This window comes from Demequina mangrovi, from assembly GCF_000759715.1.
GTDB classification, from domain to species: domain Bacteria; phylum Actinomycetota; class Actinomycetes; order Actinomycetales; family Demequinaceae; genus Demequina; species Demequina mangrovi.
Genome location: NZ_BBLU01000023.1, coordinates 1 through 19,635, shown reverse-complemented (window position 1 = coordinate 19,635; position 19,635 = coordinate 1). Strand labels below are relative to the sequence as shown.

The following is a 19,635-nucleotide window of genomic DNA, read 5'->3' as shown; positions in this document are numbered from 1 at the left end:
GCGTCGACCTCCCTTCCTTCAGAAATCTGGTGCGTCGCGTCAGGGCAGCAGCCACAGCGCGACGGTGATGGGCGCTCCGCGCCAGCTCAGGCAGGCGTCCTCGAGGCACGTGCCGTGCTCAAGGGCGGGCGCCGCGGGCGCCACCACCGGGATGGTGAGCGTCCCCGGGTGGGTGACGAGCGACTTGACGTTGCCGCACACCACGTTCGCGACCTCGCCGACGGCGTCGACGTAGTCCTCGTCGCTCACGGGCGTGCCGTCGGGCAGCCCGAGCAGCGCCCGGGTGATCGCCTCGCCCGTCTCACGGCCCGTGCCGATCACCACGCGGACCAGCTGCTCGCCGGCGACGTCGACCCAGGTGTACCGCGGGTCGTCGAGGATCGGGCGGTCGCCGACCCAGCGCTCCACGAGCCCCGGCTCGAGGTCGATCATGGTGGAGAAGAGCTCCTGGGAGATCTGGAGCAGCGGGTCGCCGGCGAGCACCGGCGCCCAGTCGATGGTCGCGGTCACGCGTGGACCTCCGCGTCGAGCAGACCCAGGTAGCCGAGCTTGTCGACGATGACGTCCGCCGTGAACGGCTTGATGACGTACTCATGGGCCCCCGCGGCGAGCGCGCGGACGATCTGCTCCTGCTCGCCCTCCGTGGTGATCATCATCAGCGTGATGTCGCGGTACTCGGGACGCTTGCGCGTCGCGACGATGAACTCGTATCCGTTCATCACCGGCATGTTCCAGTCGATGCAGCACAGCCGCACGTCAGGATGCTGCTCGAGCCGCATGAGCGCCTCCTGCCCGTCGCCCGCCTCGATCACCTCGAAGCCGACGTCGGTGAGGATCGCGCCGATGATCCGGCGCATCACGCGGGAGTCGTCGATCACAAGTGCCTTCATGCTGCCTTCCCTTCCCGGGGTCGGTACAAGGCGCCGCCCGCGACGGGCACGCGCTCCCAGATGTCGTCGACGCCGATGGTGCTCTCCGCAGCGCCCAGCAGGACCCAGCCTCCGGGTGCGAGAACCGACCGCACGCGACGCATCACGTCACGCTTGGTCGCCACGTCGAAGTAGATGAGGACGTTGCGCAGGAACACCACGTCGAACGGCCCGCCGAGCGGCGGCGCGTCCAGCAGGTTGTGCCGGCGGAACGTCACCATGGACCGCAGCTGCTCGCTGACCTCGAACACGGGCCCCTTGCGCTCGAAGTGCTTGACCAGCAGCGGCGCGGGCAGCCCACGGTTGACCTCGAGCTGCGAGTACTGCCCGGCGCGGCCCTGCGCGAGGACGCTCTCCGAGAGGTCCGTGGCGACGATGCTCGCGCGCAGCTGAGGGAAGTGCTCGGCCACGGTCATCGCGATCGAGTACGGCTCCTGGCCGGACGAGCACGCCGCCGACCACACGCGCAGCTGGCCGCCGCGTCGGGTCATCGCGTCGGGGATCACGGTGTCCTTGAGCACGTCGAACGGATGGCGATCGCGGAACCACGAGGTCTCGTTGGTGGTGAGCGCCTCGACCACCTGGTCGTGCAGCGTGACGTTGGCGCGCACGCTGCGGATGAACGCCTCGACGTCGATGGCGCCCGCGGAGCGCGCCAGAGGCGCGAGGCGGCTCTCGACCAGGTACTCCTTGCCCACGTCGAGCTGGATCGCGCTGCGCCGTCGCACCAGGGTGGCGACGAAGTCGAACGAGTCGGGTGCGAGCGTCATGCGCGGACCCCCGATCCGGACAGGCGTCCCTGGGCGGCCCGCGCCACGGCGCCGGCCACGCTCTCGAGCGGCAGGATCTCGTGCGCGAGACCCGCGGCGGCGACGGCTCCGGGCATCCCCCAGACCACCGAGGTCGCCTGGTCCTGCGCGATCATGCGGCCGCCGGCGTCCACCAGCTCGCGCGCGCCGTCGCGCCCGTCGGAGCCCATGCCGGTGAGCACCACGCCGAGGAGGTCGCCGCCGAAGGTCCGCACCGCGGACCGGAACAGCACGTCCACGGCGGGCCGGCAGAAGTTCACCTGGGGGGCGCCGCTCACGGCCGTGACCACGGCCGCGCCGAGCTGCTTGACCTCGAGGTGGAGGTCGCCCGGAGCGATGTAGACCGTGCCGGGCACCAGCCGCTCGTTGCCGGACGCCTCGACCACCGTGGACGGGCCGATGCGGTCGAGCCGGGCCGCGAGCTGCGTGGTGAACATCGGCGGCATGTGCTGGACCACCAGCACGGGCACGGGCAGCGGCGCGTCGAGCGCGCCGAACAGCTTGGACAGCGCCTCGGGACCGCCGGTCGACGAGCCCACGACGATCGCCCGCGGCGCCCGGGTGAGCGCGCCGCCCGAGCGGGGACGCGCCGCGGAGGCGGCGACGGGGGAGGCGCCGCAGAGGGCCTTGACCTTAGGGATGAGCTGCGACGTGATGACCGCGACCGCCTCGGCCGGGTTCGCGACCTGCGTCGGCTTGGTCGCGTAGTCCGACGCGCCGGCCGCGAGCGCGTCGAGCGTCGCGGAGGCGCCGTGCGACGTGAGGGTCGAGAACATCACGATGGGCGTGCGCACGCCCGAGCGACGCAGCGCCCGCACGGCCTCGATGCCGTCCATCACGGGCATCTCGATGTCCATGGTGATGAGGTCGGGCTTGAGCGCCGCGACCTTGGTGAGCGCGATCGAGCCGTTCTGGGCCACGCCCACGACCTCGATCGCGGGATCCGAGGCGAGCGCCTCCGAGACGATGCGCCGCACCACCACGGAGTCGTCGACCACCAGCACCCGGATCGGCGCCATCACGGCCGCCGATCCACGCCGGCGGCCGAGACGCCGGACGCGATGCTCGCGTGGGACATGTGGGCTCCTTGTCGGGCGCGGGGCGCCGGTACGGGGCGCCGGGGGGCGCGAAGGGTGGGAGGGATCAGACCTGGGCGGCGAGATCGACGTCGAGCGCGAGCAGCAGCTGGTCGTCGAGCGAGTAGACGCCGGTGACGAAGTCGCGCAGCGCGGACTCGAGCGTGGGCGGCGGCGAGCCGAAGCGCGAGGCCTCGATCTCGAGCACGTCGCCCACCTGGTCCACGAGGAGCGACACGGGCTCGCCGTCGACCTTGACCACCATCATCATCGGCTCGTCGTCGGCCGTGAACGCCTCGCGGCCGAGCCGCACGCGCAGGTCCACGAGCAGCACCACCTGCCCGCGGAGGTTGACCAGGCCGGCCACCCCCTCGGGCGCGTGGGGCACGGGGGTGTGCTCCTGCATGCGCAGCGCCTCCTGCACGCGGGACACGTCGATCCCGTACAGGCAGTCGTCGAGCTTGAACGTGGCGAGCTGGTGTCGCATCTCAGTGCTCCGATCCGGCGCCGACGAGCTCGGCGTCCTGCGCGTCGTAGAAGCGGGCGTCCACGTCCCGCACGGTCGCCTCGAGGTCGAGCAGCTCGGTGACCCGGCCGCGGACGATGATCGAGCCGAGCAGCCCGTAGCCGGACACCTCGGAGCGCTCATCGGTCGCGCACTCGACGATGTCGACCACCTCGTCCGCGACGAGCGCCACGGTGCGGTCGCCGCGCTGGCAGACCACCACGGCGAGCTCCTCGCGGAACGTCGTCCCGAGGCCGAGGATCTGCGCGAGGTCGACCACCGGGGTGATCCGCTCGCGGTACTGCATGACCAGCGACCCGGAGACCCTCTCGAGGATCTCCAGGGGGAACCGTTCGAGGCGCGTGACCGCGCCCATCGGCATCGCGACCTGGCGGTCCTCGCCGACGGAGACGATGAGCATCTGCTCGGTCTCGCCGGAGTCCGTCACCACCGCGGTGCGATCGTCCGCCGCGGTCTCCTGGAGCTCGAGCGCGCGGCGCGCCACGGCGGGGATGTCGAGGATGAGGGTGACCGAGCCGTCGCCGAGCAGGGTCGCGCCGGCGTAGAGGCCGATGCCCTTGATCGCCGCGGAGATGGGCTTCGCGACGATCTCCTCGGTGTTGCGCACCTGGTCGACGAGGAGGCCGAAGCGCCCGCCGTCCGCGTGCATCACCGCGATGACCGCGCCGACGAGCGACTCGCGCGGCTCCCTGCCGAGCACGTCGCGCAGGTCGACCAGCGGCAGCAGGCGCCCGCGGAGGCGGAACACCGGGGCCTCGCCGACGTACTCGACGCCCGACTGCTTGTCGTCGATCGCGAGCAGCTCGAGCAGGTTGATCTGCGGGATCGCGTAGGTCTCGGAGGCGCACTCGACCGTGAGCGCGGGCATGATCGCGAGCGTCAGCGGGATGCGCAGGCGCCACGTGGTGCCGACCCCGACCGTCGACTGGACGTCGACCACGCCGCCGATCGCGTCGACCTTGGTCTTCACCACGTCCATGCCGACGCCGCGGCCGGACACGTGCGTGACCTTCTCCGCGGTCGAGAAGCCCGGCAGGAACAGCAGCTGGAACACGTCCTGCGGCGCGAGGTCGGCGACCTCGGAGGAGGTCCGCAGCCCGCGCTCGACGGCCTTGGCCGCGATCGCCTGCGGGTCGATGCCCTTGCCGTCATCGGCGATCTCGATGACCACCTGGCCGCCCTGGTGGAAGGCGCGCAGCGTGAGCACGCCCTGCTCGGGCTTGCCCGCCGCGACGCGCTGCTCGGGCGACTCGATGCCGTGGTCGATCGCGTTGCGGATGAGGTGCGTCAGCGGGTCCTTGATGGCCTCGAGGACGCCGCGGTCGAGCTCGGTCTCCTTGCCGATCATGTCGAGCCGCACCTGGCGGCCCAGCGAGGCGGAGATGTCGCGCACCATGCGCGGCACCTTCGACCACACGTTGTCGATGGGCTGCATGCGCGTCTTCATCACGCCCTGCTGCAGCTCGGTCGCGATGAGCGCGAGGCGCTGCGTCGCGTGCACGAGCGCGGGGTCGTCGATGTCGGCCGCGATGCTCGTCATGGCGTTGCGCGCGAGCACCAGCTCGCCCACGTGACGCATGAGCGCGTCGAGCACCTCGACGTCGACGCGGATCGAGGACTCGGTCGCCGAGCGCACCGGGGCCTCGTCGAGGTCGCGGGGCGCGGGCTCGGACGATGCGGCGGGCTGCACCGCGGCGACGGGCGCCGGGGCGGGCGCCTGCTCGGCGGGCTTCGCGGGAAGGACGGGGGTGACGGCGGCGGGCGCGGGCGCGGGCTCGGGGTCGGCCGCGGTCTCGGGCTCGACGGCCAGCGCCTCGGCGGGCGTCACCGCCGGCGCGGGCGCGGCCGGCGCCTCCTCGCCGTCGAGGACGGCCTGGATCGACGCGACCACGGCGGTGGTGTCGAGGTCGCCCTCGGCGCCGGTGGCCTCGATCGAGCGGAGGATCTCGCGGACGCAGTCGACCATCGTGAGCAGCACGTCGGTGGTGCGCTGCGTCATCTCGCGCTTGCCGTCGCGCAGCTCCGCGAGGAGGCTCTCGCCCACGTGGGTGACGGCCTCGAGGGCGCCGAAGCCGAGGAAGCCGCTGGTGCCCTTGATCGTGTGGATAGTCCGGAAGACCGAGCTCAGCAGCGCACGTGAGCCCACCTCGCTCTCGAGCGCGACCAGATCGGAGTCGAGCTGGTCGAGGTTCTCGTAGCTCTCCACCACGAACTCGCGGACGATCTCGTCCATCGCGTCCATCGAATGCTCCCGTCACCCAGGGGTCGGCGCTGAGGCCATGTCGGGTGACCCATCGGCACGGGCGCCGACGTGGTGAGCAGTCCGGTCCGCCCGGTGCGGGCGTCGCGCCGGCGTCAGGCGGGCGGCGGGGGGAGACGGCGCAGGCCGTCGGCCGCCGCATCGTCCACCGCGGCGGAGGCGGCGTTCTCGCGCTCGATGGCCTCGAGGATCTCGGCCCGCGTGACCCGGATCTCGCTCGGCGCATCGATGCCCACGCGCACCCCGTCCGAGCGCACGTCGAGCACGGTCACCACGATGTCGGAGCCGATGACGAGCTTCTCGCCGATGCGTCGGGACAGGACAAGCATGGGTCCACGGTATCCGCTCGTGCACGCACCGGGCGCATCGAGGTCAGCGCATGGGCCTCGTGGCGTGTCGCGCGGCGAGCGCCGCGTCGAGCCGCGTCGCCCACATCACCGGGGTGGCGGGAAGCCCGTCGACCCACGCGACCGGCAGGGGTCCCGCGAGCGCGCGGCCGGGCTCGCGCAGCGCCGCGACCCCGTCGAGGGCGGCCGCGTCGATGCGTCCGAGCGCCTCGAGCGCGTCGAGCACCGGGTCCTGGGGGCCGGAGGCCGCGGTCGCCGCCCAGCACGCGCGCGGAGCGAAGCCCTCGAGCAGCGCGGCGGCGCGCGCCTCGTCCGTGTCGGGGCCGAGCCCGAGCGCCACCACCGCGGGGCCGTGCCCCGCGGTCCCCGTGACCGCGCGCGCACCCATGGTCCGGGCCGATGCGGCGCTGCGGATGCGGCGCCCATGCCCCGTGGCCGCGGGGGCGTCGCCGGCGAGCAGCACGGAGGTCTCGGGCGCGCCGTGCCACCGCGCGACCTGGCAGGCCACCGCGAGCGACCGCTCCGGGTCGCCGACCACCACGAGCAGGTCGCCGGCCGCGAGCGCCGGCACCGGGTCGAGGCGGCGTACCAGCGCGGACAGCGCGACGCGTCCATCCTCGCCCTCGAGCAGCCGGTCCGGGACGCCCAGCGCGAGCAGGTCCTCGACGCGGGGGTCCTCGACGACGGCCGCGTGAGCATTGCCCCGCCGGATGCGTCGCGCGATCACGGACGTGCCGGGATCCGCGACGGGGAAGCGCGCGGGGACGAACGCGCGAGGCTCGCTGCCGGCGGCGGGCGCGACCGCGGCCACGGAAGCGGACGCGGCTGCGGCCGGCACCACCTGAGGGGCGGGCTGCGGGTTCAGGGCCGGCGCCGAGGTCTGCGAGGCCGCGGGCGGAGCCGGAGGCGCCTCCTCGGCGACGGGCGCATCGTCCCCGCCGTGCGCGTCGAGCCCGTGGGCGAGGCGCGCGAGCAGCGCGCCGAACTCGTCGCTCGACTGCGGCGACGGAAGCGCGGCCGCGAGCGCCGCGGCGGGCTCGCGGGTCACGGAGGCCCGCAGCTCGCGGCTCACGGCGGCCACGTCCGCGATCTCGTCGTCCGCATCCGCGGAGGCGTCACGGACGCCGGACACGGCGGGCCGCACCGCGGCCTCGTCCGGCACCTCGACCGTGAGGACGTAGGCGTCCTTGCCGAGCATGCCCCTGACCCCGCGGCCGCGCACGCGCTCGGCCTGCGCGACGGTGACGTCGTCGCCGTACGCGTCGCGGGCGCGGACCAGCAGCTCGTGCGGGTCGGTCCCCTCAAGCAGCAACCTGCGCGGCATCGCTCACCACCCCCACGGCCTCGACCTGGACGGGGGCGCACGTGACCTCGGAGTACGAGAGCACGGGGACCAGCGGCAACGTGGTCGCGACCGTCCTGCGCAGCGCGGGCCGGAGCACCGGCGCGCACGCCACCACGGCATCGTGCCCCGCACGCTCGACCTCGGCGAGGCGACGGCGCAGCGACGCGAGCATGCGCTCGAGGCGATCGGGGTCCACCGCGAGGACCATGCCGTCGTCGCCCGGACGGCGCTGCTCGACCAGGTGCTGCTCGAGCAGCGGATCGAGCGTGAGCACGCGCAGCACGCCGTCCTCGGCGTAGGGCGCCGCGATCGCGGGGCCGAGCGACGTGCGCGCGGCCTCGACGAGGCCCTCCGGATCCGTCGCGACCTTGGCGCGCAGCGTGAGGCCCTCGAGGATGCGCGGGAGGTCGCGGATGGACACGCGCTCCGCGAGCAGCCCGTGCAGCACGCGCTGGACCTCGCCGAGCGACAGGAGGCTCGGGATGAGCTCGTCGACCACGGCGCGGTCGAGCTGCTTGACCCCGTCGACGAGGATGCGCACGTCCTCGCGGCTGAGCAGGCGCGGCGCGTTGGCGGTGATGATCGAGCCGAGGTGCGTGACGAGCACCGACACCCGGTCGACCACGGTCGCGCCGGCGAGCTCCGCCTGAGCGCGGGACTCGGCGGGGATCCAGCGGCCCGAGAGGCCGAAGACCGGCTCGCGCACCGGGGAGCCGGGGAGATGGTCGAGATGGTCGCCGAGCGCCAGCAGCCTGCCCTGCGGCGCCTCGCCACGGCCCACCTCGACGCCGGCGATCTTCACCACGTACGTCGACCGCGGCAGATCCACGGAGTCGCGCGTGCGCACCGGAGGGATCACCAGTCCCAGGTCCATCGCGACCTTGCGGCGCAGCCCGCGGACGCGCGCGAGCAGGTCCTGCTCGGAGCCGCCGCCCACCAGGTCCACGAGGTCGGGCGCGAGCTGGATCTCGAGGGCGTGCACGCGCATCTGCTCCATGAGCGCCTCGGGGGAGTCGGGCTCGGGGGCGCCGGGTCCCGCGACCGCGGGCAGCTCCGCCGCCTCGGCGGCGAGGGCGCGGTCGCGCGCGCCGGCACGCTGGCCCGCGATGAGCAGCGCGGCGCCCGCGACCACGAAGGGCAGCTTGGGCAGGCCGGGCACCAGCGCGAGCGCGATCGACGCCGCGCCCGCGATGAGCAGCGCGACGCGGGACTGTGTGAGCTGCGTGCTGGTCGCGGTGCCCATGTCCGCCGAGGCGGTCGCGCGGGTGACGATGAGACCCGTGGACACCGACAGCAGCAGCGCCGGGATCTGCGACACGAGGCCGTCGCCGATGGTGAGCATCGAGAACTTCTCGATGGACTCCTGCGGCGACAGGTCCATCTGCATCATGCCGACCGCGAAGCCGCCGATGAGGTTGACGATCGTGATGATGATTCCCGCGATCGCGTCGCCCTTGACGAACTTCGAGCCACCGTCCATCGCGCCGTAGAAGTCGGCCTCCGCAGCGACCTCGGCGCGCCGCTTGCGGGCGGTGTCCTCATCGATGAGGCCGGAGTTGAGGTCCGCGTCGATCGCCATCTGCTTGCCGGGCATCGCGTCCAGCGTGAAGCGCGCTCCGACCTCCGCGACGCGTCCCGCACCGTTGGTGATGACCGCGAACTGGATCACCACGAGGATGAGGAAGATCACCAGGCCGATGACCAGCGAGCCGCCCACCACGATGTTGCCGAAGGCCCCGATCGCCTCGCCCGCGTAGCCGTCGCGGAGCACCAGGCGCGTCGACGCCACGTTGAGTCCGAGGCGGAACAGCGTGAGCACCAGCAGCAGCGACGGGAACACCGAGAAGTCGAGCGGCCGCTTCACGTACATCGACGTGAGCAGCACCACCAGGGCCATCGCGATGTTGAAGACGATGAGGAAGTCGAGCATGGCGGCGGGCAGCGGCACGACGAGCAGCAGGACGATGCCGACGACGCCGACGGGCACGCCGAGCGCGGTGAGTCCGGACTTCACTGGGATACCTCCTCGAGGGGGCGGGTGCCGCGGCGGGCGGCGGGAAGGGGAGCGGTCGAGATCACGAGGGCACCGCCTCGGCCTCGGGGTCGCGGTGGAGGCCGGTGGCGGCCCCGCGGCGCTTGAGCGCCATGACGAAGGCGAGCACGCGCGCGACGGCCGCGTAAAGGTGCGCCGGGATCTCCTGGCCCACCTCGCAGGCGTCGTGGAGCGCGCGCGCGAGCGGGACGTCCTGCACCATCGGCACCTGCGCCTCGGCGGCCTTCTCGCGGATGCGGGCGGCGATGTGGCCGCGGCCCTTCGCGATGACGCGCGGCGCACCGGTGCCGGGCTCGTAGCGCAGCGCGACCGCGACGTGGGTGGGGTTGACCATCACCACGTCGGCGTTGGCCACCTCCGCCATCATGCGGTTGCGGCTCATCTCGATCTGGCGCTGGCGGCGCTGACCCTTGATGTGCGGGTCGCCCTCGGCCTGCTTGTGCTCGTCCTTGATCTCCTTCTTGGACATGCGCGTCTGCTTGCGGTTGCGCTTCATCACCACGAGCGCGTCGAGGCCCGCGAGCACGAAGCCGGCGATGACGGCGGTGCGCACCAGCGTCATCGCGCCGTCGATCGCGATGTCGAGCGTGGCCTGCAGCGAGTGCACGCCGGAGCCGATGAGCACCGGCACCACGCCTTGGACCACGAGGTAGAGGACCACGCCGATCGCGGCGGCCTTGAGCGCGGCCTTGGCGCCGTTCCACCAGGCCTGGCCGCCGAACAGCTTCTTCGCCCCCTCCTTGGGGCTGAAGTGCTTGACCGTGGGCTTGAGCTTCTTCGGGGCGAAGCGGATGCCGCCCTGCGCGGCGGCCGCCGCGATGGCGGCGATCACCGCGACGGCGAGGGCCGGCCCGAGCGTCGTGAGGATCGACAGCAGCGCGTCGCCCAGCATCTCGGCCGCGACGAGCGGGTCCGGCGCCGCCGCGATCGCGTCGACGCGGGCGAGCTGGGCGTGCGCGGACTCGCCGCCCTGCGAGATCACGAGCGGCAGCACCACCACCACCGAGCCGATGACCAGCCACGCCGAGAGGTCCTGCGAGCGCTGCAGCGAGCCCTCCCGCCGCAGCTTCTTCATCCGCTGCGGTGTGGCCTGCTCGGTCTTCTCGCCGCTGTCCTTGCTCACCACGCACCCCCGCCCATGAGGTCGGTCGCACGGTCGGTGAGCGAGCTGATGACGGCCGGCAGCGCGAGGAAGGCGATCGACCCGAGCGACAGGGTCACGAGGATCTTGAGGGGGAAGCCCAGCGCGAAGGCGTTGAGCGCGGGCGCGACGCGCGTGAGCAGGCCCAGGCCCACGTCGGTGAGGAAGAGCACCGCGATGAGGGGTCCGGCGATCTGCAGCGCGCCGATCATCATCTGCGCCGCGCCGGTCGTCATGAGCTGGCCCAGCACGGCCAGGTCGATGCCGGAGCCGAGCGGCAGCGCGTCGAAGGAGCGGACGATGCCCATGAGGAGCAGCTGGTGGCCGTCCGAGGCGAACAGGAGCGCGAGCGCGGCCATCGAGTAGAAGCGGTTGAACTGCGCGCCGTGGGTGCCGCTGGTCGGGTCGAGCGCGGCGGCGACCTCGAAGCCGCCGAAGAGGTCGATGAGCCCGCCGGCGGTCTGCACGGCCGCGAAGACCAGCCGGACCAGGAAGCCGAGCGCGAGCCCCACGAAGGCCTCGAGGACCACGGCGCCGATGAACGCGGCGCCGCCGGTGACGAGCATCTCGCCCGGCACGATCCCGGCGCGGGCGACCGCGGCCGGCCCCACCGCGAGCGCGAGACCGAGCGACAGCGCGACCTTGACGGTGCCGGGGAAGGTGCTCACGTGGAACGGGGGCGACACCACGAGGAACGCGAGCATCCGCACGCTCACGAGCATCGTCGTCTCGACGACCCCGAGATCGAACGTGAGGTCCATGTCAGCCGTCCAGCAGCGACGGCAGCAGCTCGAAGAGCGCCTCGGTGAAGCCCACGGCCTCCTGGATCATCCAGTGGCCGCAGATGAGCAGCGCGATCGCCACCCCGACGGCCTTGGGGACGAAGGAGAGCGTGGCCTCCTGGATCTGGGTGACGGACTGGAACAGCGAGATGGTGAAGCCGACGACGAGCGCGGTGACGAGCATGGGCGCGGACAGCTTCGCCGCGAGCAGCAGCGCGTCGAGCCCGATGTTGAGGACGGCCGAGGTGTCCATCAGCCGTAGCTCCCGACGAGCGCGGAGATGATGAGCGTCCAGCCGTCGACCAGCACGAAGAGCAGAAGCTTGAACGGCAGCGAGATCATCACCGGCGGGAGCATCATCATGCCCATCGACATGAGCGCGCTCGAGACCACGAGGTCGATGACGAGGAACGGCACGAAGATGACGAAGCCGATGATGAACGCGGCCCTGAGCTCCGACAGCATGAAGGCCGGCATGAGCGTGGTCATGGGCACCTCGGCCGCGGTGGCGGGGTTCGCCGCGTCCGCCGCGCGGGTCATGAGCGCGATGTCCGACTCGCGGGTGTGCGCGAGCATGAACTCGCGCAGCGGCTCGATCGCGGCGGCGAGCCCGTCGGTGAAGGTCATGTCGCCGGCGAGGTAGGGCTGCACGCCCAGGTCGTTCATCTCCGACAGCACGGGCGCCATCACGAACATCGACAGGAACAGCGCGAGCCCCGCGAGCACCTGCGACGGCGGCGTCGACTGGAGGCCCAGAGCGTTACGGGTGAGGCCGAGGACCACGAGGATCTTGGTGAAGGCCGTGGTGAGCAGCAGCAGCGACGGCGCGACCGAGAGCACGGTGATCGCGAGCAGCACCACGAGCGAGCTGGACGGCGTGCCGTCGGTGCCGTAGATGCCCAGGCCCACCGAGGGCTCGAGCGCGGGCGCGGTGGGCTCGACCGGCGAGGACGGGTCCGAGGGATCGATGGGGGCCGCGTAGGCGGGCGCGGCGGCGAGCAGGGTGAGCGCAAGCGCGACGATGACGAGCATCGTCCGCGCGACGGTCCGCGGGCGGACCCCGAGCGCGACTCGGTTCATGAACGACGGATGGTCCGATCTTGCAGCGCCACCACGGCCTTGCGCCACGTGTCGGGCGCGAGGATCGATCCGTCGAGTGGTGAGCGCTGCCCTCGGACGTCGGCCATCCGGGCCGGCGTCGGGTGGGCAGGTTCTGCGGGGAGGCCCGGTTGGTCGCCGAGCGCCCGTGCGAGGTCGGCCTCGAAGTCCGAGGCCTCAGGCTCGGGCTCGGGCTCAGGCGCCTCGCCCGCATCGTGCAGGAGCGAGACGCCCTCGTCGGCGTAGCCCACCACGAGGCGGCGTCCTGCCACCTCGATCAGGGCGACGCCGCTGCGCTTGGTGAGGGGCTGACGCCCCAGCACCGCGAGGGCCTCGCGACGCTGCGCCCGGCCGCCGGACTGGAGGCGGCGCGACAGCCACCACAGCAGTCCGAGCACGGCGCCCAGCGACAGGCCGACGCGCAGCACGAGCAGGAAGGCGTCCATGTCAGATGGCGCCGTCCGAGACGATCTCGGAGATGCGGATGCCGTAGTCCTCGTCGATCACGACGACCTCGCCGCGCGCGACCAGGCGGCCGTTGACCATGACGTCGGCGGGCGCGCCCGCGTTGCGGTCGAGCTCGAGGACCGTCCCGGGGACCAGGTCGAGCACCTGGCGCATGGGGAGGCGGGTGCGACCGATCTCCGCGGTGAGGACCAGCTCCACGTCCTGGAGGACGCGCATGCGGGCGCGCTGCGCGGCGGGGTCCGACGAGGCGGGCACCGTGGGCGCGGCGGCCGCGGCCCGGACCCGCATGGCGAACCACGCCTGGGGGGTGCCCGCGGCGTCGACGAGCGCGTAGGCCTCGGTCTCGGCGTCCGCGAGCGCGTCGCCGAGAGGCTCGGAGCGCGCGGTGTCGAGCACGCCCGCGCCGAGGGTCGAGGCCGCGGCCTCGAGGGCGGGGCGCAGGATCTCCGCGGCGGACACGCCGTCGCCGGCGGCGGCGAGCGCGGCGGCGACCGCATCGTCCGCCACGACCATGAGGTCGGCGCTGGTCGCGCCGACGAAGTGCGCGCGGACGCACGCGGCGTCGGCGGCGGGCGCGAGCGCGGCGTCGAGCGGCGCGACCGTGAGCGGCGTGGCGCTGGGGAGCTGGGCGGCGAGCTGCTCGGCTGCCGCGCCGGCGGTGGTCAGGGTGGTCATGCTTCCTCCTCGGTCGCGACGACAAGACAGGCGGCGCGGGTTCCGTTGGCGCCGATGGCGGCGTGGGCCAGGACGACGTCTCCGACGACGACCTCGAGCGGGCTGTCGGCGCGGTGCCCGAGGGGCACCACCGAGCCGACTTCGAGCGCGCTCACGGCGGCGGCGGTCATCTCGCGCCCGGCGAACCGGACGGAGACCGGCAGGGGCACCTCGCCCATGCGGTCGGACAGCTGCGCGACGGCCTCCTCGTGCTCGCGCTGCTCCTCGGGGGTGCGGCCCTCCTGCGCGTCCTGCGTGCGGAGCATCGCGAGGACGGGCTCGGCCACCAGCATGAGCGTGAGGGGCCCGGTGACGGGGCCGACGCTGAGCTCGAAGCGGGCGACGAGCACCTGGTCCGAGGCCGCGAGGAGCTGCATGAAGCCGGGGTTGTACTTCACCGACCTCACCGAGAAGGTGAGGGAGCCGACCGAGGCCAGCCCGTACGCGAGGTCGTTGCACGCGTACTCGAGCATGTCGCTCATGAGCTTCCACTCGATCTCGGTGAGCTCGCGGAAGGGCAGGTCGAGGTCCATCGCGGGTCCGCCGAGCATGCAGTCGACCAGCGTCATGGTGACGTCCGTGGGGATCTGCAGCAGCGCGGGGGTGCGGCTCGGGTCCAGCTGCATCACGATGCCGGTGGTGGAGCCGGGCAGCGAGTCGATGTGGTCGCCGTACGTCGCGATGTCGATGCTCTCGAGGCTCACGGTGGTGAGGGTGCCGAGGCGCGACGTCAGGAGGGTGCCCCACTGGCGCGCGAAGCCCTGGAGGCCCACCTCGAGCGCACGCGCATGCTCGCGCGTGAGGGTCATCGGCTGGCGGAAGTCGTAGAGCGCGGGCACGCCCGAGCCACGCTTGCGCCGAGCGGAGGTCTGCGGAGTCACGCGGGCCACATCGTCGCCGGACGATCCGATGTGAGCGTTATGCCCGCGAAGCGCTCTCCGCTACGCACAGGATGTGATGAACGTCTCCCCGGCGTGCGGGGAGGCGCGTCACCTGCTACTGCGTGACGAAGTCGGTGTAGTAGACGCCGAGCACCTCGCCCTCGTACAGCTCCTCGAGCTCGTGCGCGAGCTCCTCCTTGAGGTGCGCGCGCACCGCCTCTTCCATGAGCTCGTCCTGGTTGAGGCCCGAGAACAGCGCGATCGCGGCGTCGAGCGCCTTCGCCTCGTCCACCTCGCCGTGCGCATCGGCACCCAGCTGCAGCCCGAGGCCGATCCGCAGGTAGTGGCCGCCCTCGAGGTTGAGCGACACGGACTCGACGATCTGCACGTCGCCCAGCTCGTGGTGCTCCTCGACCTCCGCCTCGGCACCCTCGGCCGCGTCGGTGCTCGCGCCGGGTCCGGCGAGGAACCAGTACGCGCCGGCGGCGAGCACCACGATCAGCAGGCCGATGATCACGCTCGGCAGGCGGCCGCCCTTGCGCTTGGGCTGCTCGGGCTCGGGCGCCTGCGCGGGGGGCTGCGGCGCGCCCGCGCCCGGCGGCCGCATGCCGATCTTCCCCTTGGGCGCCATCACACGGGTCTCGGTGCTCATAGGTCTGCTGCCTCCTTCTGGGCCTCGGCCGCCGCGATCCGGTCGCGCAGCTCCTGGGGGGTGACGGTGCCGGCCTCGAGCGCCGCGTCGATCTCGGGCAGCAGCGCCCTGACCTCGTCCGACGCCGACGAGCGGACCACGATGTCGACGCGGCGGTTGCCCTCGATCGCGTCCTCGGCCTTCCCGTCGATCAGCGGGCGCGCGTCGCCGAAGCCGGTCGCGGAGATCTGGTCGCCGGGGATCCCCCCGGACTCGACGAAGCGTCGCAGCACGCGGGTCGCGCGCTCGCTCGACAGCTCCCAGTTCGAGGCGAAGTTGCTCGACGGGAGGGTGTTGGCGTGGCCCTCGATCGACAGCTCGCGGCTCTCGTGGCGCAGCGGGCCCGCGAGGGTGTCGACCACGCGGCGCGCGACCTTGGTCAGCTCGGCGGTGTCGGCGGCGAAGAACACGTTCGAGCCGACCAGGCCGACCACGAGGCCGCGATCGTCGATCTGGAACGTGACGTTGTCGGCGAGCCCGCGCTCGGCGAGGCGCTCCTGGAGCCTGCGCTGCACGTCGCTCAGCTGGTCGTACTCCCGCACGGCCGCGAGGTAGTCGGCGTTGTCCTCGGCGACCTCGGTGATCGCCGGCCGGCCGCCGCCCTCGGCGCCGTCCGTCGCGACGGAGGTGAAGTCAGGGGCGATCTCGAAGGACTCGAGCCCGAGCATCGTCCCCGTCGAACCAGGGATGATGGACGCCGCCTCATGGCCGAAGCCGAGCGCGAGCGACTGCCGCAGCTCCTCGAACTTCTCCTGGTCGATCGCGGACATCGCGTAGAGCACGATGAAGGTCGCGAGCAGCACCGTCATCATGTCGGCGTAGGAGACGGCCCACCGCTCGTGGTTCTCCGGCTCCTCCTCGTGGCCCTTCCGGCGGCTCGCGCTCACGCGGCCTCCTTGGCGCCCGGGTCGCCCACGAGCGCGCGCAGGCGGGCGTCGACCACGCGGGGGCCGGAGCCGGCCTGGATCGCGAGCATGCCCTCCATCGCGAGCTCCATGTGACCCGTCTCGAGCTCGGAGACGCGCTTGACGCGCGATGCGATCGGCAGCCAGATGAGGTTCGCGGACAGCAGGCCCCACAGGGTCGCGACGAAGGCCGCGGCGATCATGTGGCCGATGGACGAGGGGTCGGCGAGGTTCTCGAGCACGTGGACCAGGGACACGACGGTGCCGATGATGCCGATGGTGGGCGCGAAGCCGCCCATGTCGGAGAACAGCTTGGCGACCGAGCGGTCCGCGGCGCGACGCCCGTCGATCTTCGCCTCCATCATCGCGCGGAGGTCCTCGGGGTCGGTGCCGTCGATCGCGGACTGGAGGCCGTCGCGGAGGAAGTCGTCGTCGACGTCGCGCGCGGCGTCCTCGAGTGCGAGCAGGCCCTCGCGGCGGGCACGGTCGGCGAGCGACACCACCAGGTCGACGGTCTCGCCGGGCTCGCGGCGCTTGTAGGTGAGGTACCGGCCGAGGCTCGTGAAGCCGGCGATGAAGTCGGGCAGCGTGGTGGTCGCGAGGCCCGCGCCGATGGTGCCGCCGATCACCAGCAGCATGGGCGCCGGCAGGATCACCGACATGGGCGACGAGCCCTCGAGGAAGATCGACACGATGATCGCGCCGAACGCGATCGCCATGCCGACGAAGGTTGCCGGATCCATCAGTCGACCTCCGGCTGCACGCTGAGGTGCGCCCGGCTGCGGTGGCGCGGCGGCGTGGGCGGCAGGTCCGCCTCGGCGTTGGCGATCTCGATGGCGCGGGCGACCATGGCGGCGCGGTGGTCGTCGACGATGGAGACGACCTCGTCGATCCCCTCCTTGACCAGGAGCTTCGTGCCGTCGACGAGCGTGACGATGGTGTCGGGGGTGGCCTCGGCGCGCTGGATCAGATCGGGGTTGACCGCGAAGCGCTGCCCGTTGAGGCGCGTCAAAGAGATCACGAGGGCACCATCCTGGTTCGTCGTGCGGGCCCATCCGTGGTCCCGCCGTTCTCCCCTCCCATCGGCGCGGGTCCGGGGGATGTGAGCCGAAGCGGACCATCCGCCCGCACGCAGAACGCCCCGGTGGTGCATGGGTGCACGTTCCGGTCCGGAGACGTGCACCGATGCACCACCGGGGCGCAGCGGAGGCGTGCGGCTAGCGCTTGAGGTTCACGAGTTCCTCGAGCACCGAGTCCGAGGTCGAGATGATGCGCGAGTTCGCCTGGAAGCCGCGCTGCGCGACGATGAGGCTCGTGAACTCGGCGGACAGGTCGACGTTCGACATCTCGAGCGCGCCGCCGGTGATCGAGCCGCGCGCGCCGGTGCCGGCGGTGCCGATCTGCGCGTCGCCGGAGTTCACGGTCGCCTCGTAGGTCGAGCCGCCGGCCTTGGACAGGCCGTTGGGGTTGGAGAAGGCGGCGAGCGCGACGCGGCCGACGGCCTGCTTGAGGCCGTTGGAGAACGTGCCCATGACGGTGCCGTCGCCGTTGATCTCGAAGGACGTGAGCGAGCCGGCCGCGCGGCCGTCCTGGTCGCTCGCGGCCACGGTCTCGATCGCGGCGTAGCCGGTGAGGGCCGTGAGGTCGACGTCGATCGCGGACAGGCCGGCCGCCGCGTCCGCGGGGAAGGTCGGGAGCGTGAGCGCGCTGATCGAGCCGTCGGTCGCGAACTCGATCGAGCCCGTCTGCGCCGACGTGGTGCCGGCGACCGCGCCGGAGATGTCCCAGCCCGCCGCGGTCTTGGTGAAGGCCAGCGTGAGGCTGCGCGCCGTGCCCGCCTGGTCGAACACGTCGATCTGGCGGTTGAGCACGGTGCCCACGGCCGCGTCGGACGGGAGGTTGCCCTCGTACGTCGCGGAGGTGGTGCCGGCCGCGCCCATGAGGGTCGACACCGGCAGGCGCAGGTCGCTCAGCGGACCGTTGACGTCGATCGCGCCGGACGCGTCCGCGGCCCAGCCCTGGACCAGCGCGCCGTCGGCGGAGACCAGCTGTCCCGTGGCGTCGAAGGAGAAGGAGCCGTTGCGCGTGTACGCCTGCTGCCCGCCCGAGGCGACCACGAAGAAGCCGTCGCCGTTGATCATCATGTCGGTCGACACGTTGGTGAGCTGCGCGGCGCCCTGCTGGAAGTTGGTGGAGATGCCGGCGACCTTGACGCCGAGGCCCACCTGCGCCGGGTTGGTGCCGCCGACCCCCTGCTGCGCCGCGCCGGCGTTGCTGAGGACCTGGGACAGCGTGTCCTGGAACTGGACGTTGGAGGACTTGAAGCCGGTGGTGTTGACGTTGGCGATGTTGTTGCCGGTGACGTCGAGCATCGTCTGGTGGGCGCGGAGACCCGTGATGCCGGAGAACAGCGAGCGGAGCATGTGCGGTCCTTTTCTCTGGGGTGGAAGGTCGGGTCAGGCGCCCTGGGTGGCGGACAGGATGTAGTCGAGCGGGATCTCCTCGCCGCCCACGGTGACGGTGGGGACACCGCCCTCGAACGAGGCGGACTCGGCGGTGCCGGACACCACCTCGCCGCTGCCGTCGGTGTAGGAGACCTCCGCGCCGAGCATGCCGAGCGCGGCGACGCGCATCGACAGCGCGAACTGCTCCTGCATGGTCGTGTTGAGCGCGGTGAGCTGGGACACCGTCGCGAGCTGCGTCTGCTGCGTCATCATCTCCGAGGTGTCCATCGGCGAGGACGGGTCCTGGTTCTGCAGCTGGACCATCAGCAGGTTCATGAAGTCGTCGGAGTCGAGCTCCTGGGAGGAGGTCGACACGGTCGCGCCCGCGCTGATGCTGGACACGAAGCTCACGCCGTCGATGCTCATGACGTTCCTTTCACAGGAGGAGGTCGACCCCGCCGGCGCGGGTGTCGAGGGGGGTGGGGGTCGGGTGGTCGGCGGCCGGGGATCCGCCGATGGTGGTGCCGGGCCAGGCGAGCGTCGATGCGCCCGCACCCTCCCGGTCGTCGTTCCAGGCGTCCTGTCCGGAGGCGCCGTCCTCGGCGAGGTCGAGGTCCGCGGACAGCCCGGTCGCCTCGAGGTCGCGGCGCAGGTCCGGCAGCGCCGCGCGCAGCGCCTCGCGTCCCGCGTCGGTCGAGCCGAACAGCTGGAGGGAGACGCCGTCGGGCGTGATGCGGGCGACCACGCGCACGGGACCGAAGGTCTCCGGGGTGATCGACAGCTGGAGCTCGTGCTCGCCCTGCGGCAGCTGGCGCAGCGACGCGAGCGGGGCCGCGAGCTGCGTCGCGACGGGCACCTCGCGCGCCGGCGTCGCGGTGGACGATGCGGCGGCGGGCTGCGCGGGCGAGGTCGCCTCGGCCGCCGTCACGGCCATGGGCACCGCGCCCTCACCGGAACGTCCGGCCTGCGGGCGGACCGCGTCGGTCGAGGCCGCGGGGAGCGCCTCGCCGGGCCGGTCGCCGCCCGCGCGGAGCCGGTCCGCGACCGCCTCGGCCTCCGCGGCGTCGGGATCGAGGTCGAGCGTGGGGTCCACGGGGTGCTCGGGCACGGGGGTCTCGGCGTCGGTCGCCGCATCGCCGGCGGAGTCGGCGAGCCCTCCGGTGACG

At 72.7% G+C, this 19,635-nt stretch carries 22 protein-coding genes and 1 pseudogene; all 23 read right to left on the bottom strand.

Annotated features, from left to right (window positions below; all coding sequences use genetic code 11):
• Positions 1 to 39: 39 nt before the first annotated feature.
• On the bottom strand, positions 40 to 510 hold the full coding sequence (locus TR42_RS13720; protein ID WP_052406161.1) for a chemotaxis protein CheX: 471 nt from the start codon (positions 508 to 510) through the stop codon (positions 40 to 42).
• The gene (locus TR42_RS13715; protein ID WP_042216883.1) at positions 507 to 890 is read right to left on the bottom strand and encodes a response regulator; all 384 of its coding nucleotides are present in this window, start codon (positions 888 to 890) and stop codon (positions 507 to 509) included. Before TR42_RS13715 ends, TR42_RS13720 begins: the two co-directional genes overlap by 4 nt.
• On the bottom strand, positions 887 to 1,699 hold the full coding sequence (locus TR42_RS13710) for a CheR family methyltransferase (protein WP_042216881.1): 813 nt from the start codon (positions 1,697 to 1,699) through the stop codon (positions 887 to 889). Before TR42_RS13710 ends, TR42_RS13715 begins: the two co-directional genes overlap by 4 nt.
• Positions 1,696 to 2,757: a protein-glutamate methylesterase/protein-glutamine glutaminase gene (locus TR42_RS13705; RefSeq protein WP_042216879.1), complete on the bottom strand. Its 1,062-nt coding sequence runs from the start codon at positions 2,755 to 2,757 to the stop codon at positions 1,696 to 1,698. Before TR42_RS13705 ends, TR42_RS13710 begins: the two co-directional genes overlap by 4 nt.
• A 124-nt stretch (positions 2,758 to 2,881) precedes the next feature.
• Complete coding sequence (locus TR42_RS13700; RefSeq protein ID WP_042216877.1) at positions 2,882 to 3,301, bottom strand: chemotaxis protein CheW; 420 nt, start codon at positions 3,299 to 3,301, stop codon at positions 2,882 to 2,884.
• Between the two features lies 1 nt (position 3,302).
• Positions 3,303 to 5,582 carry a chemotaxis protein CheW gene (locus TR42_RS13695; protein ID WP_042216874.1) on the bottom strand — a complete coding sequence of 760 codons (2,280 nt, stop codon included), beginning with the start codon at positions 5,580 to 5,582 and terminating at the stop codon, positions 3,303 to 3,305.
• Between the two features lie 113 nt (positions 5,583 to 5,695).
• Positions 5,696 to 5,929, bottom strand: coding sequence for a carbon storage regulator CsrA (gene csrA, locus TR42_RS13690; protein ID WP_042216872.1), 234 nt, complete (start codon positions 5,927 to 5,929; stop codon positions 5,696 to 5,698).
• Between the two features lie 43 nt (positions 5,930 to 5,972).
• Positions 5,973 to 7,271, bottom strand: a complete 1,299-nt coding sequence (locus TR42_RS13685; RefSeq protein WP_143058992.1) for a hypothetical protein — start codon at positions 7,269 to 7,271, stop codon at positions 5,973 to 5,975.
• The gene (locus tag TR42_RS13680; protein ID WP_042216868.1) at positions 7,249 to 9,306 is read right to left on the bottom strand and encodes a flagellar biosynthesis protein FlhA; all 2,058 of its coding nucleotides are present in this window, start codon (positions 9,304 to 9,306) and stop codon (positions 7,249 to 7,251) included. The genes TR42_RS13685 and TR42_RS13680 overlap by 23 nt, the downstream gene beginning before the upstream one ends.
• Before the next feature lie 193 nt (positions 9,307 to 9,499).
• Positions 9,500 to 10,420 (bottom strand): annotated as a pseudogene (locus TR42_RS13675) (EscU/YscU/HrcU family type III secretion system export apparatus switch protein); the annotation flags it as partial.
• A gap of 44 nt (positions 10,421 to 10,464) precedes the next feature.
• Positions 10,465 to 11,247 carry a flagellar biosynthetic protein FliR gene (locus tag TR42_RS13670; protein WP_042216866.1) on the bottom strand — a complete coding sequence of 261 codons (783 nt, stop codon included), beginning with the start codon at positions 11,245 to 11,247 and terminating at the stop codon, positions 10,465 to 10,467.
• Position 11,248: 1 nt separating this feature from the next.
• Complete coding sequence (fliQ, locus tag TR42_RS13665; RefSeq protein ID WP_042216865.1) at positions 11,249 to 11,521, bottom strand: flagellar biosynthesis protein FliQ; 273 nt, start codon at positions 11,519 to 11,521, stop codon at positions 11,249 to 11,251.
• Positions 11,521 to 12,348 (bottom strand): flagellar type III secretion system pore protein FliP, encoded by an 828-nt coding sequence (gene fliP / locus TR42_RS13660; protein ID WP_042216862.1) that lies wholly within the window; start codon positions 12,346 to 12,348, stop codon positions 11,521 to 11,523. The genes fliQ and fliP overlap by 1 nt, the downstream gene beginning before the upstream one ends.
• Positions 12,345 to 12,812: a FliO/MopB family protein gene (locus tag TR42_RS14490; RefSeq protein ID WP_052406156.1), complete on the bottom strand. Its 468-nt coding sequence runs from the start codon at positions 12,810 to 12,812 to the stop codon at positions 12,345 to 12,347. Before TR42_RS14490 ends, fliP begins: the two co-directional genes overlap by 4 nt.
• A gap of 1 nt (position 12,813) precedes the next feature.
• Positions 12,814 to 13,509, bottom strand: a complete 696-nt coding sequence (fliN, locus tag TR42_RS13650; RefSeq protein WP_042216860.1) for a flagellar motor switch protein FliN — start codon at positions 13,507 to 13,509, stop codon at positions 12,814 to 12,816.
• Entirely contained in the window at positions 13,506 to 14,429 is a 924-nt protein-coding gene (locus TR42_RS13645) for a flagellar motor switch protein FliM (protein ID WP_042216857.1), read from the bottom strand. The genes fliN and TR42_RS13645 overlap by 4 nt, the downstream gene beginning before the upstream one ends.
• 115 nt (positions 14,430 to 14,544) lie before the next feature.
• Positions 14,545 to 15,081: a flagellar basal body-associated FliL family protein gene (locus TR42_RS13640; protein WP_042216856.1), complete on the bottom strand. Its 537-nt coding sequence runs from the start codon at positions 15,079 to 15,081 to the stop codon at positions 14,545 to 14,547.
• Entirely contained in the window at positions 15,078 to 16,007 is a 930-nt protein-coding gene (locus tag TR42_RS13635; RefSeq protein ID WP_074789450.1) for an OmpA/MotB family protein, read from the bottom strand. The genes TR42_RS13640 and TR42_RS13635 overlap by 4 nt, the downstream gene beginning before the upstream one ends.
• On the bottom strand, positions 16,004 to 16,768 hold the full coding sequence (locus tag TR42_RS13630) for a motility protein A (RefSeq protein ID WP_042216854.1): 765 nt from the start codon (positions 16,766 to 16,768) through the stop codon (positions 16,004 to 16,006). Before TR42_RS13630 ends, TR42_RS13635 begins: the two co-directional genes overlap by 4 nt.
• Positions 16,768 to 17,046 carry a flagellar FlbD family protein gene (locus TR42_RS13625; RefSeq protein WP_042216853.1) on the bottom strand — a complete coding sequence of 93 codons (279 nt, stop codon included), beginning with the start codon at positions 17,044 to 17,046 and terminating at the stop codon, positions 16,768 to 16,770. Before TR42_RS13625 ends, TR42_RS13630 begins: the two co-directional genes overlap by 1 nt.
• A gap of 196 nt (positions 17,047 to 17,242) precedes the next feature.
• Positions 17,243 to 18,448, bottom strand: a complete 1,206-nt coding sequence (locus tag TR42_RS13620; protein WP_042216851.1) for a flagellar hook protein FlgE — start codon at positions 18,446 to 18,448, stop codon at positions 17,243 to 17,245.
• Positions 18,449 to 18,481: 33 nt separating this feature from the next.
• Positions 18,482 to 18,895, bottom strand: a complete 414-nt coding sequence (locus TR42_RS13615) for a flagellar hook capping FlgD N-terminal domain-containing protein (RefSeq protein ID WP_042216849.1) — start codon at positions 18,893 to 18,895, stop codon at positions 18,482 to 18,484.
• A 10-nt stretch (positions 18,896 to 18,905) separates the two neighbouring features.
• The coding region (locus TR42_RS13610) for a flagellar hook-length control protein FliK (protein WP_042216847.1) at positions 18,906 to 19,635 on the bottom strand (730 nt) is incomplete at its 5' end.